At 44.8% G+C, this 17,924-nt stretch carries 11 protein-coding genes; all 11 read left to right on the top strand.

The annotated features are described in order from the left end of the window. The first annotated feature begins 374 nt into the window (after window positions 1–374). The 11 genes from PluTT01m_RS07065 to bamB all read left to right on the top strand — a co-directional run bounded on the left by PluTT01m_RS07065 (window position 375) and on the right by bamB (window position 17,921). Entirely contained in the window at window positions 375–1,175 is an 801-nt protein-coding gene (locus PluTT01m_RS07065; protein WP_011145677.1) for an MBL fold metallo-hydrolase, read from the top strand. 1,241 nt (window positions 1,176–2,416) lie between these two features. Next, window positions 2,417–7,447: an alpha-2-macroglobulin family protein gene (locus PluTT01m_RS07070; protein WP_011145678.1), complete on the top strand. Its 5,031-nt coding sequence runs from the start codon at window positions 2,417–2,419 to the stop codon at window positions 7,445–7,447. Between the two features lie 56 nt (window positions 7,448–7,503). After that, window positions 7,504–9,825, top strand: a complete 2,322-nt coding sequence (gene pbpC / locus PluTT01m_RS07075) for a peptidoglycan glycosyltransferase PbpC (protein WP_011145679.1) — start codon at window positions 7,504–7,506, stop codon at window positions 9,823–9,825. A gap of 219 nt (window positions 9,826–10,044) precedes the next feature. Then, window positions 10,045–10,470 (top strand): nucleoside-diphosphate kinase, encoded by a 426-nt coding sequence (gene ndk / locus PluTT01m_RS07080; protein WP_011145680.1) that lies wholly within the window; start codon window positions 10,045–10,047, stop codon window positions 10,468–10,470. Between the two features lie 182 nt (window positions 10,471–10,652). Further along, complete coding sequence (gene rlmN / locus PluTT01m_RS07085; protein WP_011145681.1) at window positions 10,653–11,831, top strand: dual-specificity RNA methyltransferase RlmN; 1,179 nt, start codon at window positions 10,653–10,655, stop codon at window positions 11,829–11,831. Between the two features lie 92 nt (window positions 11,832–11,923). Continuing rightward, the gene (locus tag PluTT01m_RS07090; protein WP_041379995.1) at window positions 11,924–12,349 is read left to right on the top strand and encodes a tetratricopeptide repeat protein; all 426 of its coding nucleotides are present in this window, start codon (window positions 11,924–11,926) and stop codon (window positions 12,347–12,349) included. A gap of 121 nt (window positions 12,350–12,470) precedes the next feature. Next, complete coding sequence (rodZ, locus tag PluTT01m_RS07095; protein WP_011145683.1) at window positions 12,471–13,511, top strand: cytoskeleton protein RodZ; 1,041 nt, start codon at window positions 12,471–12,473, stop codon at window positions 13,509–13,511. A gap of 73 nt (window positions 13,512–13,584) precedes the next feature. After that, window positions 13,585–14,706, top strand: coding sequence for a flavodoxin-dependent (E)-4-hydroxy-3-methylbut-2-enyl-diphosphate synthase (ispG, locus tag PluTT01m_RS07100; RefSeq protein WP_011145684.1), 1,122 nt, complete (start codon window positions 13,585–13,587; stop codon window positions 14,704–14,706). A gap of 118 nt (window positions 14,707–14,824) precedes the next feature. Continuing rightward, a complete protein-coding gene (hisS, locus tag PluTT01m_RS07105) occupies window positions 14,825–16,102 on the top strand; it encodes a histidine--tRNA ligase (RefSeq protein WP_011145685.1) in 1,278 nt (425 codons plus the stop codon). 11 nt (window positions 16,103–16,113) lie between these two features. Continuing rightward, the gene (locus PluTT01m_RS07110; RefSeq protein ID WP_011145686.1) at window positions 16,114–16,734 is read left to right on the top strand and encodes a YfgM family protein; all 621 of its coding nucleotides are present in this window, start codon (window positions 16,114–16,116) and stop codon (window positions 16,732–16,734) included. Between the two features lie 14 nt (window positions 16,735–16,748). After that, window positions 16,749–17,921 (top strand): outer membrane protein assembly factor BamB, encoded by a 1,173-nt coding sequence (gene bamB / locus PluTT01m_RS07115; protein ID WP_011145687.1) that lies wholly within the window; start codon window positions 16,749–16,751, stop codon window positions 17,919–17,921. Window positions 17,922–17,924: the final 3 nt, after the last annotated feature.

A 17,924-nucleotide genomic window follows, 5' to 3' on the forward strand; every position in this document is an offset into this window, starting at 1 on the left:
GGTCTTATAGTGATATCTAAAATTAATCATTGTCAATTATGTGAGGCATTAGTATAGTCTATTTGATTAAATTAATTGAATGGCTTGCCGTTGATTTTTATTTATTAATAATATATTTATCTCTTCTTTTAAAAATATGTTGTACAGCAAGGTATAATATTTGTATGTTAATATTGCAAGACAATAAATATGACAGAGAGATAATCATTTCATGTTGAAAAATTAACTGTCAGTCGAGGAGAAGGAATTTGTGATCTGCTTATAAAAATGTGACGATATAATGGCTTTTCATTATTTTATTGATGTACGTCAATGCTATTGTTACCCGTACCGTTTAATAGAAGCATGACTTCAACAAAATTAATGGATGTGCTATGTCGTTAAAAATAACTGTACTACTGGAAAATAAAACATCTGATTCATATTTGATAGCTAAGCCTGGTTTGAGTCTTTTACTTGAAGATGGTGAAGAGAAGATAATTTTTGATACCGGCCCGGATGGTAGCTATATTGAGAATGCAAATAGGATGGGGATATCTATTGATGATATATCCAAAATTGTTATCTCTCATGGGCATTCTGATCATATAGGTGGTGTTAACTATTTTCCACATAATGCTAAATTAATATGTCATCCTGATGCATTAAATGAGAAGTATTATGGCGTTATGTTCAGGAAAATTGCGTTAAAATTTAAAAAAATGTCGGGTAAAATTAATAAACGAGTCAAGAAGAGAGTTTTTTTTCGGTTAACGAAATCGCATATGAAGATAAGTGAGCGATTTATTTTTTCAGGGGAAATAGCAAATGATCATCGAAAATCCTTTGGATTAATTAGAAAGAGCTCTTGGGCCAATGATTATATATTGGATGATAGTGCGTTAATTTGGAAAAGTGATAATGGATTGGTGATTATCGTTGGCTGTGGTCATTCTGGTATTTGTGAAATTATTAACCACGCTAAAATGATTACCGGTGTGGACAAAGTATGCGCGGTAATAGGCGGATTGCATTTAAGGAGAGCGTTACCGACGGAGTTATTGAAGATCAGAGAATTTTTTATAAAAGAAAATATAAAAGAGGTCTATGGATGTCATTGTACTGGTAGCTGGGGAAGACTGTGGTTACCAAATGTCAAACAGCTAAAAACAGGACAGGTATTATTAGTCGAGTAACATAATGAAAGTCGTTGAGAAAATGGATGTTCATCAGGTTATTACCCCATTTGCGATAGCGTTGGGGTTGAGGGTTTTATTGTTATTTTATAAAAAACAATTTGTATATTCCGTGTTTCACGCAAATCATTATTGCCACTTTTGATAGGAAAGTGGCACTCTATTTATAGATTATAGATTATAGATTATAGATTATAGATTACAGATTAATGGTAATTTCTGCATCAGAAGTTAAATGTGTTTTATTTACATAGCTTTTATACCCAATGGATTTCAAGATGGATCGCGACGGCAAGGGAGCGAATCCTCGGGAGCATAGGTAACTATGTGACCGGGGTGAGTGAGTGCAGCCAACAAAGAGGCAACTTGAAAGATGGCGGGTATATTTGTTATAAATATCTTATTGAGATAATGATTAGTCTCAATAAATGGTTAATAATGTATTAAATAAAATGTTAAATATACTTTTATTAAAGTTATTTATTGATTTTATTGGTTGAGATAATTAATTTATTAAATAATGGTATATTGGAACCAGATATATTTAATCCGATAATGATATTTATAACCGGTACAATAATGATAATTTCCTATTTTATTTAATTTGTTTTAATGGTCGATTTTATATTATTTTACTGTTTGTAAATTATCAAGCGGATGGTGCAGTGAAGCTCTATCTTCGGTCACTGAGGAAAATGACGAAAATTTTTTTTACAAGATATATTGAGTTCTTAATGAAAAATTGAATCGATAAATTTATATTTATTTATCGTTTCTGTGATGTTTAATTCATTAAAATAACAGGCTATTATATACCCAATAGATTTCAAGATGCATCGCGGCGGCAAGGGAGCGAATCCCCGGGAGCATAGATAACGATGTGACCAGGGTGAGAGAATGCAGCCAACAAAGAGGCAACTTGAAAGATGACGGATATATGAACTTAATGTCTTTACGTTGCTTATATAAATAGGCGGTATATAAGTTGATCATAGGTATATAGGTGATTATATCTATTTGATTTAAATTTAATATATTGATTTATACCCAATGGATTTCAAGATGGATCGCGACGGTAAGGGAGAGAATCCCCGGGAGCATAGATAACATAGATAACGATGTGACCGGGGTGAGCGAGTGCAGCCAACAAAGAGGCAACTTGAAAGATAACGGGTATATAAAGTTATTCATTAAATCCTACCAGCCATTAGTTGGTCGGAGTTAAGACAGGGGTTATGGTTATGAATCAAGGTCAATTCTGGCAACAGCCAGGAATAAATAAATGTTATTTGGCGGTGATTTTAGCGTTTTTGCTGATGCTTTCTGGTTGTGACCAATCTGATAGCACTGATAATAAGCAAGCGGCTCAATCGCAGTCCACAGAAATTCAAAGCGAAAAAGCACCTCAACAATCAAATACTCCACCAAAATCAGTAAAACCGAAAGACGCAGCATCACTGGCTGAATTAGTAAAACGTTATGCCGGTAAACCAGTGAAGATTCTGGATGCTTCTGAAGTTCAGCTTGATGGCGCTAGTGCAATGGTGGTGACATTTTCTGTCCCTTTAGATCCGAATCAGGATTTTGCACAGAATGTCCGTTTGGTGGATGTCAAAGAGGGCAAACTTGATGGGGCGTGGGAACTGTCAGATAACATGATGGAACTGCGCTTGCGCCATTTGCCGCCCTCCCGTAAGTTGCAATTGACCGTAGATAAAGATGTTAAAGGTATCAATAATCGTCAACTCGAAACGGCTTATGAGAAAACGCTGACAACCGCGACGATTTCTCCGTCTGTCGGTTTTGCCAGCAAAGGCTCTTTGTTACCCAGTAAAGTTGCTGAAGGTTTGCCGGTATTGGCTCTGAATGTTAATCGTGTTGATGTTAATTTTTTCAGAATAAAAGAGACGGCATTACCGGCTTTTATTGCACAGTGGCAATATCGCAACAATATGAGTTCTTGGGAATCGGAAGAGATGCTCAAAGATGCGGAACTGGTTTATACCGGCCGTTTCGATCTGAATCCAACACTGAATACCCGCGAAAAATTACTGTTACCATTAAGTAATATCAAAGAGTTACAGCAAGATGGGGTTTATCTGGCGGTGATGCAACAAGCAGGTAAATACACTGACTCCAATCCAGCGACAATGTTTACCTTAAGTGATATTGGTGTTTCTGTGCACAGCTATCTGGATAAAATGGATCTGTTTACCCAATCTTTGGCACAAGGTGGCAGCCTGAAAGGGGTGGAAATACGTTTGTTGGATGACAAAGGGCAGTTATTGACAAAGGCAACGACGGACGATGATGGGCACGCCAGCTTAGAAAAAAATGCGAAAGCGAAGCTATTGCTCGCTACCCGTGATCACCAAACCAGTATGATTGATTTGGTATCACCGGCGCTGGATCTGTCTGAATTTGATATTTCCGGCCCGCAAGGGTATAGCAAACAGTTTTTTGTTTTTGGGCCTCGTGATCTCTATCGTCCGGGTGAAACGTTGATTGTTAATGGCCTGCTGCGTGATGGTGATGGCCGCGCAATGAAAAGTCAGCCAGTTAAAGTGGATGTATTGAAAACCGATGGTCAGGTTGTTCGTAGTTTTGTCTGGCAACCCGAAAATGGGTTGTATCAGTATCGCTATGCGATCCCCCAGTCAGCGACTACCGGGCTCTGGTCGCTACGTTTTGATTTGGGCGATAACAAACTCCGTTATTACAAGTTTAATGTCGAAGATTTTATGCCGGAGCGTATGGCACTGGAAATTAGTAGTGAGTCGCAACCGGTGATGAAAGACCACGATGTGGATTTCGCGATTAACGGCCGTTATCTATATGGAGCACCTGCTGCATATAATCGCCTGCAAGGGCAACTATTCCTGCGTCCAGCTCGGGATGCGGTAGCAAAATTGCCAGGCTATGAGTTTGGTGCGGTTGCAGAGGACAATCTTAGTCGTACATTGGATGAATTTGACCTGGTTTTAGGTAATGAGGGTAAAGCCGTAATTAATGTCAGTGCCGACAATTGGCGTTCGGTCTTTTCGCCGGTAAATGTCATTGTACAGGCTAGTTTGCTTGAATCTGGTGGCCGCCCGGTAACTCGTCGGGTTGAACAGGCTGTTTGGCCGACTGAAAAGCTGGTTGGTATCCGTCCGTTGTTTAATCAGAAAGAGATTTATGACTATCGCATAGGTCGTTATCAAAGCCGTTACAATGTGGATGAAAATTCACTGGCGCAATTTGCGGTGGTGTATGCCGATGCCAATGGAAAAAAATATGCGGCAAAAGATTTAACTGCCCGTCTGGTTTATGAACGCCGTGACTATTATTGGCGTTGGTCGGATGGTGAAGGTTGGCAATCAGGCTATGACCAGAAAGATTTAGTGATGGCGGATGAACATATCCAGATTGCTCAAGATGGTACGGCAAAGGTCAGTTTTCCGGTTGATTGGGGGTCGTACCGTATTGAAGTGGTTAATCCAGAAAATCAATTAGTGACCAGCGTTAATTTCTGGGCGGGTTACTCATGGCAGGACAATACCGGTGGTACAGGGGCTGTTCGTCCTGATCAGGTGAAGTTATCTCTGGATAAACCCGCTTATCAGGTAGGTGAGAAGATAAAACTGCATATGGTTGCACCACAGGCCGGTAAAGGTTATCTGTTGGTAGAGTCCAGTGAAGGGCCACTTTGGTGGCAAAAAATTGATGTGCCAGAGCAAGGTTTGGATGTGGAAGTGCCGGTAAATAAAGAGTGGCGTCGTCATGACCTTTATTTAACCGCTGTGGTGGTGCGTCCAGAGGATAAATCTCGTCAGGTGACACCGAAACGCGCCATTGGCGTGTTGCATCTGCCGTTGGCTGATGAAAATCGTAAACTGGATTTGACGCTATCCGCACCGGAAAAAATGCGTCCGAATCAGAACTTGACTGTTAAAGTCAAGGCGACACCACAGCAAGGGCGGAAGTTACCCAAGCAGGTTAATGTTCTGCTTTCTGCTGTCGATATGGGGGTGCTGAATGTCACGAATTTTAAAACGCCGGACCCCTATGAGGCTTTCTTTGGTCGTAAGCGTTACAGTGTCGATCAATATGATGTGTATGGTCAGTTGATTGAAGGTGAAGGCCGTCTGGCGAATCTGCGTTTTGGCGGTGATGGTGATGATAGCGCCCTTGATCGTGGCGGCAGAAAGCCATTAACCGAAGTTAAGATTATCGCTGAACAAGCTCAGCCAGTGACGCTGGATGAAAATGGCGAAGGGCAGATCGTTTTGCCAATCCCCGATTTCAATGGTGAATTGAGGTTGATGGCTCAAGCGTGGAGTGAAGATGAGTTCGGCCACGGTGAAAATAAAGTTGTCGTTGCTGCGCCGGTGGTTGCACAGATGGCACTACCTCGCTTTATGGCCGGTGGTGATAGCGCATTGTTGTCGTTGGATTTGACTAACTTGACTGAACAGACGCAAAACTTGACCTTGAACTTTGCGGCTAATGACCTGATTAAGTTAGAGGGGGATGTTAGTAAAGAGATAACATTGGAAAAGGGCAAACGCACCACAGTAGAGATTCCGGTCACAGCGGATTTGGGGTTTGGTCAAGGAGAGGTTTCCTTGACGGTTGATGGTCTGAATTTACCCGGTGAAAATCTGAAACCGTATAAAAATAGTTGGCAGATTGGTGTGCGTCCGGCACAGCCAGCGGAAACGGTTCTGTTCGCTAATGTTATTCATCCGGGAGAGGAGTGGCAGTTGCCGTTAAATGCTTTATCGGGTTTATCGCCAGAAGGCGCCGAGGGGCAGTTGTTACTGAGCAGCCGTCCACCGTTACAGATTTCACGCTATATTCGTGAATTGTACGCCTATCCATATGGCTGTCTTGAACAGACAATCAGTGGGCTTTATCCGTCACTCTATTCGAACAAATCAGAGCTGAATAGTTTGGGTATCAGAGCGGAAGATGATAATAAACGCCGGGCGAGTATTGATGAGGGAATTATTCATCTGTTGAGTATGCAGCGTCATGACGGTAGCTTTGCTTTATGGGATAAAACCGGTGATGAAGAGTATTGGTTAACCGCCTATGCCACCGATTTTCTATTCCGTGCAAGTCAACGAGGTTACAGCGTACCTAAAGAGGTACTGACTTCTGCCAATAACCGTCTGTTACGTTATTTACAGGATAAGAGTGTTATTAACTATCCCTACAGCCAGAATCAGGACGCAATGCGATTCTCGGTTCAGTCTTATGCTGGTCTGGTGCTTGCCAATCAACAGAAAGCACCATTGGGCGCTCTGAGACAAGTTTATGAACGCCGTCAGCAAGCAGGTAATGGCTTGTCACTGGTACAACTGGGTGTTGCACTGAAACTGATGGGGGATAACACCCGAGCAGATGAAGCGGTTCGTTTGGGGATCAGTAAAAACCGTCATGACGATTTAGAGTTAGGTGATTACGGCAGTGCCATCCGTGACAACGCCATGATTGTTGCTCTGTTGACTGAAAATAACATGCAAATAAAGGAACGTGATGAGAAATTGCTGGCGCTGTCTGATGAATTGACATCCCGCAATTATTTCTCAACTCAGGAGAGTAATTCACTCTATCTGGCGGGGCGTTTCTTTATCGATGCGTCGGTGCAACCGTGGAAAGCGGTGATTAATCAGCGGACTTTACCAATAAGTAGGGATAAGTCCTATAGTGAGATGCTGTATCCACAGGATATTCAGCAAGGTGTGAGTTTCAGTAACCTTGGTGACAGCACGCTCTATTCACGAGTGAATGTGGTGGCCTACCCGCTGCGCTCTCCGAAGCCTTATGCTAATGTGCTGAAAATTCAGCGTAGCTATTTGGATATGAAGGGTAATCCGATTGCCAGTGATCTTCTGAATAGCGGTGATATGGTGGTTGTGAAGCTGGTGGTGAGCTCAGATAAACCCGTACAGGATGCTTTGGTTGTTGATTTATTGCCCGCTGGTTTGGAGCTGGAAAACCAGAACTTGGCTAACAGCAGTGCCAAGTTGAGTGAGAGTGCCGCTAATCTTCAGGAGTTGATTGGCGATATGCAACAGGCGACGATTCATCATATTGAATATCGTGATGATCGATATGTGGCGGCAGTCGCGGTTGATCCGTCTCAGCCAGTGACGTTGCTCTATCTGGCTCGCGCCGTGACGCCAGGCGTCTACACCATTCCTGCACCACAGGTGGAATCTATGTATGTGCCTTACTGGCGTGCAGTGGGTTCTACACCTGAAAAACTGGAAGTTGTCCGCTAAATTTGTCAGCCCTTATGCTCCGGTGTAAGGGCTGGTTTCTCTCCAGGTGTTCATTAATGAAGAAACCGTATCGCCTTATGTGGCTGATTGTACTGTTGTTGTTTTTGTTTCCGGCGGGTTTATGGCTGGCAGATAAAATCTGGCCTCTGCCACTGCGTGAAGTCAAAATGGCGCGTATTGTCGTGAGTGAGGATGGTACGCCACTTTGGCGTTTTGCCGATGATGAAGGTGTTTGGCGTTATCCGGTGACGTTGGGTCAAGTGTCGCCGGAATATATTCAGGCTTTGCTGACTTATGAAGATCGTTGGTTCTACCAGCATCCGGGGATTAACCCGATTTCTCTGGTCAGGGCTGCCTGGCAGGATATTCTGGCAGGTAAAATTTTGTCCGGCGGTAGTACGCTGTCAATGCAGGTAGCCCGGTTGATTGACCCCCATTCACGCACTTTAGGCGGGAAGTTGAAGCAGATCTGGCGTACTTTGCAGCTTGAATGGCACTATTCTAAAGATGAAATTCTGGAAATGTATCTGAATCGTGCGCCGTTTGGAGGCACATTACAAGGTGTCGGTGCGGCGAGTTGGGCATATTTGGCTAAACCGCCCTCTGAGCTTTCGGCGGGAGAAGCGGCTTTACTGGCTGTTTTGCCACAGGCCCCTAGTCGTTTAAGGCCAGATCGCTATCCTGAACGGGCACAGGCTGCTCGTGATAAGGTGTTGCAACGGTTGGCGCACTATAAAATCTGGTCGGAACAGACGATTGCTGATATTCGGCAAGAAACGTTGTGGTTGGCTCCCCGGCAGGTGCCACAGCTTGCTCCTTTGCTTGCCAGAAGAATGGCGAAAGGCATTCGTCAGGAGATCATTAAAACAACCTTGGATGTGGGATTACAGCGTCAGCTTGAAGATATGGCGGTGAATTGGCAGTACCAGTTACCAGAAAAAACGTCGATTGGCGTGTTAGTGGTTGATCATACAGACATGGCGGTAAAAGCCTATATCGGTTCGCTGGATCTACGGGATGATAGCCGTTTTGGTCATGTCGATATGATAAGTTCATGGCGTTCGCCGGGATCAACTCTGAAACCATTTTTGTATGCAATGGCGCTGGATGATGGGTTGATTCATGGGGAATCACTGTTACAGGATGTGCCTCGCCGCTTTGATTATTATCGCCCGGGAAATTTTGACAGTGGCTTTCATGGGCCGGTCAGTGCCAGTGAGGCGTTGGTTCGTTCACTGAATTTGCCCGCCGTGCAACTGCTTGAAGCCTATGGTGCCAAGCGGTTTACCGCCAACATGCGTAATGTGGGAACCGTATTGCGTTTTCCTCCCGGCAGTGAACCCAATTTATCATTGATTCTTGGTGGCACGGCAACCCGGATGGATCAACTGGTGGCGGCTTACACGGCGTTTGCCCGTCAGGGGAGGGTTTCCCCTTTGAGATTCACTCCGCAGCAGAAATTGCGTGATCGGCAGCTTTTTTCCCCCGGCGCGGCATGGATAGTCAGGCGGATTATGGCTGGAGAAGCTCTGCCGCAACCTGATGATGTGTTACCGGCACAAGTGCCGTTGGCTTGGAAAACCGGTACCAGCTATGGCTACCGTGATGCTTGGGCTATTGGCTTAAGTGCGCGTTATACCATCGGTGTTTGGGTTGGCAGGCCGGATGGCACGCCGGTTGTCGGGCAGTTCGGCTATGCTACGGCGATTCCCATCATGAATCAGGTCAATAATCTGTTATTCGTCAATATGCGAAATGGGACTAAACGGATTCCGGTTGATCCGCGTCCAGCAAGTGTCAGTCGGGCAATCATCTGTTGGCCGGGAGGGCAGAGTTTACCGAAGGAAGAGAATAATTGCCGTCAGCGGCGTCTGAGCTGGATACTGAATAACACTATTCCGCCTACGCTGCCTGCGGTAGGGCAAGAGGCTATTTCAGGCACTAATGAACAGGTGTGGTTGGATAAGCATGGTTTGCGCGTGGCTCCTGATTGTCCCGGTGCTCAGGCTAAAAATATCGCTTTGTGGCCGATTACCCTCGAATCATGGTTACCGGCACAAGAGCGACGGGCGCAGCGTTTGCCACCGGTTAACCCTGAGTGCCCACCGTTGAAATCAGATGAAGCACCTTTGTTGATCGTGGGTATTCATAACGGAGATGTATTGAAACGGCTTCCCGGTTTTGGCAGCCTTGATTTACGTGTTACCACTCAGGGCGGTAGTGGTGGGCAGCAATGGTGGTTTCTGAATGGAGAACAGGTAATGACCACCGAAAATAATCAGGGATTTGTTCAGACTTTAACTCAACCGGGTAAATATCAGCTTAGTGTTTTGGATTTGGGTGGACAGGTTGATGCTGTCAATTTTACCTTGAAGTAAACGATTCAGGTAAAAGTGTGATTTGTACGAAAAAATGGTAATTTTCGCTAAGGAAAATTTAATGGAATGTTATGTTTTCTGTAGGCAACCGCTATTCGTACCCCTATAATCAACGCCGTTTTTATCTCCGCTAAGGTGGCGGAATGAAGTATTAACCGATTAACTTATCGGGAAAAATTAAAATTATCAGTTGCTGACAGAAGAACCAAGAGGTTATCCATGACGGTTGAACGTACTTTTTCTATTATTAAGCCTAACGCGGTGAAGAAAAATGCCATTGGGGCGATTTATGCTCGTTTTGAAAGCGCCGGGTTTAAAATTATTGCCGCCAAAATGCTTCACCTGACCCGTGAACAGGCTGAGGGTTTCTATGCGGAGCACAAAGGCCGTCCTTTTTTTGATGGTTTGGTGGAATTTATGACTTCTGGTCCGATTGTGGTTCAGGTATTGGAAGGTGAGAATGCAGTGCAGCGTCACCGTGACCTGATGGGGGCAACTAATCCTGATAATGCATTAGCAGGTACTCTGCGCGCCGATTACGCGGATAGCTTCACTGAAAACGCGGTTCACGGCTCTGATGCGGTGGAATCTGCAAACCGTGAAATTGCTTATTTCTTCACAGAAGATGAAATTTGCCCACGTTAATTGATTTGCCGTTACCCGTAGCATCATTGCATTAAAGTTTGTACAATGCGGCGCCCCGTTGTTAATTCAACGGGGCGCTTATTATTTGTTACTATACTAAACTGATAGTGACCTGAATTGAAACTTCGCGTTGAGTTCATTAACGCAGAGCCGAAAGTGTTACAACGAGGCGATATAAAAAGATGTCCCAACCAAATACTGCGGCACAATTTGCTGCTTCTGTCGTGTCTGAAACTCCAGAAAAGAAAGGCGGTAAAATTAACCTGCTTGATCTGAATCGCAAGCAAATGCGCCAGTTTTTCATTGACATGGGAGAAAAACCCTTCCGTGCTGATCAAGTGATGAAATGGATATATCACTACTGTTATGACGATTTTGAGCAGATGACAGATATTAACAAAATTCTGCGAGCAAAATTGCAGCAAGTTGCAGAGATCCGCGCACCTGAAGTAGCAGAAGAGCAACGTTCGGCCGATGGTACGATTAAATGGGCGATCACTGTTGGCGATCAGCAGGTTGAAACGGTTTATATCCCGGAAGATGATCGCGCAACCTTGTGTGTCTCTTCTCAGGTAGGTTGTGCACTGGAGTGTAAATTCTGTTCCACTGCTCAGCAAGGGTTTAACCGTAATTTGCGGGTTTCTGAAATTATTGGTCAAGTTTGGCGTGCCGCAAAAATTATTGGTTCACTGAAATCCAGTGGCCGTCGCCCGATTACCAATGTGGTGATGATGGGGATGGGAGAACCGCTGCTTAACCTAAATAACGTGGTGCCTGCGATGGAAATCATGATGGATGATTTTGGTTTCGGTTTGTCAAAGCGCCGTGTGACGTTATCCACATCCGGTGTCGTGCCAGCACTGGATAAACTTGGCGATATGATTGATGTTGCTTTGGCCATTTCCCTGCATGCACCAACAGATGATGTACGGGATGACATCGTTCCTATCAACCGTAAATATAATATCGAGCAGTTTCTTGCCGGTGTGCGCCGCTATTTGACTAAATCTAATGCTAATCAGGGGCGTGTAACCGTGGAATATGTCATGCTGGATCATATTAATGACAGCGTGGAACAGGCACATCAATTAGCTGAATGCTTGAAAGAGACGCCGAGTAAGATCAATCTGATCCCGTGGAACCCATTTCCGGGGGCACCATATGGCCGTAGTTCCAACAGCCGGATTGATCGCTTTGCTAAGGTGCTGATGGAATATGGTTTCACCACGATTGTCCGCAAGACGCGCGGTGATGATATCGATGCTGCATGTGGTCAGCTTGCCGGTGATGTCATTGATCGTACCAAACGTACATTGAAAAAACGTCAGGCCGGTGAACCTATTCAGATAAGATCAGTCTGAATGGGAATGTTGGTATGTCCTGCCATGCAGTAATTGAAATACATAAGTGAAATGATCGTTACAATGGCATATCTTTGGTCGGTGGGGATGGAATGATAAGGAAATCGTTATCGGGAATGATGGTTGTTGCCGTGGTGGCTGTTATGTTGTTGGCAGGATGTGCCAATCAACCAACAAATGGCAATCAACAGCGAAAAGTCGCAGCAGAAACCCGGATTCAACTGGGAATGGCCTATCTGGCTAAAGGTAATTTACCTGCCGCCAGATATCACTTTGATAAGGTTTTACTGGCAAAGCCAGACCATTATCAGGCTCAATTAGGTATGGCGTTGTATGAGCAATATTCTGGTCAACCGGAAGCCGCTCGTCAACGTTACAAAATGGCGATGCAGTACGCGCCAGGAAATGATACGGTATTGTATCATTACAGCGTTTTTCTCTGTGAGCAGGGGCAGTATGAAGAAGTCAAGACTCTGTTTACTGGGAGCTATGCTGACAGGCGTGTTTGTTATCAGTGATTTGCCGCTAGTAAAATAGCAAATCTATTTCGCCGCGCAGGCCATTGTGTAATTTAAAGATTATAGCAAGGTGCCGGCGCGAAGTTTTTCACAACCTGAACAGTACCGCGTCTTCTTGCTAATGAATACTGAAACGACTCCAGAACAAGCTTATTTAACCGCAGGTCAGCTCCTGCGTCAGGCTCGTGAACAACACGGGCTAACCCAGCAGACTGTAGCTGATCGCTTGTGTTTAAAACTTTCTACTATCCGTGATATTGAAGAGGACAATATTCCAGCCACTATGGTACCGACTTTCCTGCGTGGTTATGTTCGCTCTTATGCTAAGTTGGTACAAATTCCAGAAGCAGAAATTCTGGCAATTCTGGATAAGCATACCCCGGCAAAAACAGCGAAAGTTTCACCGATGCAGAGTTTTTCGTTGGGTAAAAAACGTAAAAAACGCGAAAGTTGGTTGATGTGGATTACGTGGTTGATTATTTTAGTCGTAATTAGTTTGACGGGAGCATGGTGGTGGCAAAACCACATAGCCCAACAGAAGGAACTGATTTCGATGGCTGATCATTCCGCGGCTAAAATTGCTCAGAAAAAAGCCAGCTCAGAGGATTTACCCACTGAAAATCACGATCAGGTGACACAGTTACCAACCCGCGAGCAGGCAACAAGTGAGCCATCACCCTCTGTAGCTGTCGCTGAAAATATAGCTGAAAATGCCGTGGCCGCGAATAATACCAGTAGTCATCATCAGGAAGTGGCTCAATCTGTGGCATCAACGCAAAATCAAGCGGTGAAAACACCTGAAACTCAATTAGCTGGTAACGGGCCACAGGCTCAGACTGCTCCGTTGTCAGCTAATCAAGGGACAGCTCAAGTGCCGAGTGTGTCTGAAAATAATTCAACGACAGTCGCTGACAGTAATAAGTTGATGATGAATTTTAAAGCATCTTGTTGGTTGCAAGTTGTTGATGCAAATGGAAAAAAACTATTTAGTGGAACTAAACATAAGGGTGACCATCTGAGTCTCTCTGGCTCATTACCTTATGAGTTAACTATCGGTGCTCCGGCTGTTGTGGATGTACAGTTCCGGGGGCAAGTTGTCGATTTAAGCCGCTTTATTAAAGAGAGTCGTATCGCGCGTCTTAAGGTACCGACAGCACAATAAAAGGCCTGTTGCAGTAGGGCATAGAGTTGTAGTTTTATCAGTAAACACATGGAAGTATGGGAGAAACATCAGTATGCATAATGAATCGCCGATAAAAAGACGCAAATCTACGCGTATTTATGTAGGCAATGTGCCCGTCGGGGATGGTGCGCCCATTGCGGTGCAGTCAATGACAAACACACGTACTACAGATGTGGAAGCGACTGTTAAACAGATTAAATCGCTTGAGCGTGTTGGCGTTGATATTGTCCGTGTATCAATACCAACGATGGACGCAGCCGAAGCATTTAAATTGATTAAGCAGCAAGCTAATGTTCCTTTAGTTGCAGATATTCATTTTGATTACCGTATCGCACTTAAAGTTGCAGAGTATGGTGTCGATTGTCTGCGGATTAACCCTGGTAATATCGGTAATGAAGCGCGTATCCGTGAGGTTGTGGCGGCTGCCCGCGATAAAAATATCCCAATCCGCATTGGTGTAAATGGCGGATCACTGGAAAAGGACATTCAGGAAAAATATGGTGAGCCAACCCCGGAAGCATTGCTGGAATCGGCTATGCGCCATGTGGATATTCTTAACAGGCTTAATTTCGATCAGTTTAAAATCAGTGTAAAAGCGTCGGATGTCTTTCTGGCGGTTGGCGCTTACCGTTTATTGGCCCAAGAGATTGAGCAGCCATTGCATCTTGGTATTACTGAGGCCGGTGGCGCTCGTGCAGGCTCTGTAAAATCTGCCATTGGCTTGGGTATCCTCCTGTCGGAAGGTATCGGTGATACCCTACGTATTTCTTTGGCGGCCGATCCGGTCGAAGAAGTTAAAGTGGGTTTTGACATTCTGAAAGCATTACGTATTCGTTCCCGTGGTATAAATTTTATCGCTTGTCCAACCTGTTCCCGTCAGGAATTTGATGTTATTGGCACAGTGAATGCCTTAGAACAGCGTTTAGAAGATTTACTCACACCGATGGATGTTTCTATTATCGGTTGTGTGGTTAACGGGCCCGGCGAGGCGGAGGTTTCTACTCTGGGTGTCACCGGTGCCAGAACCAAAAGTGGTTTTTATGAAGATGGGATACGGCAGAAAGTGCGTCTCGATAATGCTGATATGATCGATCAGCTTGAGGCTAAGATCCGTGCTAAAGCATCAATGCTCGATGAAAATAAGCGCATTGGCATAAGTCAACTGGACAAATAATGTATCTGATACTGGCTTATCGTGATGATGAGCCAGCGTTGTTTTGTTTGTTAATTGAAGCTCGTCGATATTCGCTTCAATGCAATATCATTTTTGAATCATTAACTAGAGATAAAACGTGGCAAAAAATATCCAAGCTATTCGAGGCATGAATGACTACTTGCCGGCAGATACGGTTATCTGGCAGCGTATCGAAACTATTTTGAAACGAGTACTGGCGGGTTATGGTTATAGTGAGATCCGCACACCGATTGTAGAGCAGACCCCGTTATTTAGACGGGCTATTGGGGAAGTCACTGATGTGGTTGAAAAGGAGATGTATACCTTTGATGATCGCAATGGTGAAAGTGTGACCCTACGCCCTGAAAATACCGCAGGTTGTGTGCGTGCCGGTATTGAACATGGTCTGCTGTACAATCAGGAACAGCGCGTATGGTATTTAGGGCCAATGTTCCGTTATGAGCGTCCACAAAAAGGCCGTTATCGCCAATTTTATCAGTTAGGTGCTGAAGTTTTTGGTCTTCAGGGGCCTGATATTGATGCCGAACTTATTTTATTGACTGCTCGCTGGTGGCGTGAGCTCGGTATTTTTGAGCATGTGACGCTTGAACTGAATTCCATTGGTTCGTTGGCGGCACGCGCTAATTACCGCGAAGCGTTGGTGGCTTTTCTTGAACAGCACCAAGATAAGCTGGATGAAGATTGCAAACGCCGTATGTACAGCAATCCATTACGTGTTCTGGATTCAAAAAATCCAGAGGTTCAGCAACTTCTTAACGATGCACCGGAACTGTGTGATTATCTTGATGCCGAATCAAAGGAACATTTTGATGGCCTGTGTGCACTTCTTGATGGGGCAGGTATCAAATATCGGATTAATCAGCGTTTGGTTCGTGGTCTGGATTATTATAACCGCACAGTATTTGAATGGGTGACAACGGCACTCGGGGCTCAAGGGACGGTCTGTGCCGGTGGTCGGTACGATGGGTTGGTTGAGCAACTGGGGGGTCGACCAACGCCTGCTGTGGGTTTTGCCATGGGGATGGAGCGTCTGATTTTGCTGGTGCAAGAAATTAATCCAGCATTTGTTGCGGAGCGGACAGTTGCAGATGTTTATCTCGCTTCTTTTGGTGAAGGTAGTCAGCAAGCGGCATTGATTTTGGCTGAACAAGTACGTGATACGTTGCCCCAATTGCGTTTAATGATGAACCACGGCGGAGGGAACTTTAAGAAGCAACTGGGGCGTGCGGATAAACAAGGCGCCAAAATTGCATTGATTCTCGGTGAGGATGAAGTTCGTTCTGGTCAAGTAGCCATTAAAGATTTACGTACAGGTGAGCAACAAACGTTGCCGCAAAGCGAAATTGCAGCTCGTTTGGTTGAACTGTTAAGTTAAGGAGAGACTCTGTGGAAGTCTATACCAATGAAAACGAACAAGTAGACGTGATTCGTCGCTTTTTTGCCAATAATGGTAAAGCCTTGGTTTTAGGGCTGGTGTTGGGGGCCGGGGCGCTGATTGGCTGGCGTTACTGGCAATCTCATCAGACAAATCAGTTGCAGGAAAGTGCAGAAGCTTTTGAACGAGTAGATCGAGGATTAATTACCAGTACAAAAGAGAGTCATACTGCTGCCGAAAAATTTGCCAGTGAAACCAATAACAGTTATGGCGTGATGGCGCATATGCATTTGGCTCAACTTGCTGTTGAAAAGAATGAATTAACTAAAGCAGATCAGTTTTTATCTGCGGCTACCGGCCAGGTAAAAAATGAGGATTTGCAGGCTCTGGTGAATATTCGCCTAGCCAGGGTTCAATTGGCGGAAGATAAAGCGGATGCTGCGCTGAAAACATTGGAACAGGTCAAAGGTTCCGGTTGGGTTGGCGTTGCAGAGGATATTCGCGGTGATGCACTGGTGAAAAAAGGTGATATTGCTGGTGCCCGCGCAGCGTATACCAAAGGTTTGAGCTCAAATTCACCACAGGCGATCAAATCGATGTTAAATCTTAAATTGAATAACTTATCCAGCTAAGGGGAATTCTTTCAATGCAACTGCGTAAAACACTCTTGGTTGGTTTGGTGGCTTCCGTTCTGCTAGCCGGTTGTTCAACGGAGCAAGATACAGTAACGATGTCACCATTGCCACAGGTCGAAAATCAATTTAATCCAAGCGAAGTTTGGGATAAATCTGTCGGTGATGGTGTAGGCCGTTATTATTCTCACTTGACGCCAACCTGGCAGGGCTCCGCTGTTTATGTTGCTGATCGTCATGGCATCGTTAAGGCGTTGGACATTGATAGTGGTAAAGAGATATGGTCGGTGAATCTGGCGGAAAAAGCGGGTTTCCTCTCTTCTCGTATACCTGCATTGCTCTCTGGTGGTCTGACCGTTGCTGGGGATCATCTATATGTAGGTACTGAACGTGCCAAAGTTATTGCATTGAATACCAAAGACGGCCAAGTTGCCTGGCAATCCGACGTTGCCGGTGAAGCATTGTCGCGTCCTGTGGTGAGTGATGGTCTGGTGCTGATTCATACCAGTAATGGGATGTTGCAGGCATTAAACGAGTCAGATGGTAAAGTGCAGTGGTCCGTTAATTTGGATACACCATCATTATCATTGCGTGGTGAATCGGCACCTGCCGCGGCTTACGGTGCTGCCATCGTGGGTGGGGATAATGGTCGTGTCAACGCCGTCTTGATTTCTCAAGGGCAGTTGATTTGGCAACAACGTATTTCTCAGGTAACCAGTTCTACAGAAATCGGTCGTCTTAATGATGTTGATACGACACCGGTTATTTCTGATGGCGTGATATATGCAATAGCTTATAACGGTAATCTGGTGGCGCTTGATATGCGTTCAGGTCAGATCCTCTGGAAGCGCGATTTGGGTTCAGTGAACGAGATGGTTGTTTATGGTGATAATATCTATATTGTTGACCAAAACGATCGTGTTATGGGTCTGCGTCAAAGTGATGGTGTCACTTTGTGGACTCAGACAAAATTGCAACACCGTAATTTAACCGCGCCTGAAATGTATAATGGCTATCTGGTTGTCGGTGACAGTGAAGGTTATCTGCACTGGCTGAATATGGATGACGGTAAGTTTGTTGCCCAACATAAAGTTGATAGCTCCGGTTTAATGAGTCGTCCGGTTGTTGCCAGTGATAAATTGATGGTACAGGCGAAAGACGGTACGGTTTATCTGTTTACGCGTTGAGTT

Source organism: Photorhabdus laumondii subsp. laumondii, from assembly GCF_003343245.1.
In the GTDB taxonomy this organism is placed as follows: domain Bacteria; phylum Pseudomonadota; class Gammaproteobacteria; order Enterobacterales; family Enterobacteriaceae; genus Photorhabdus; species Photorhabdus laumondii.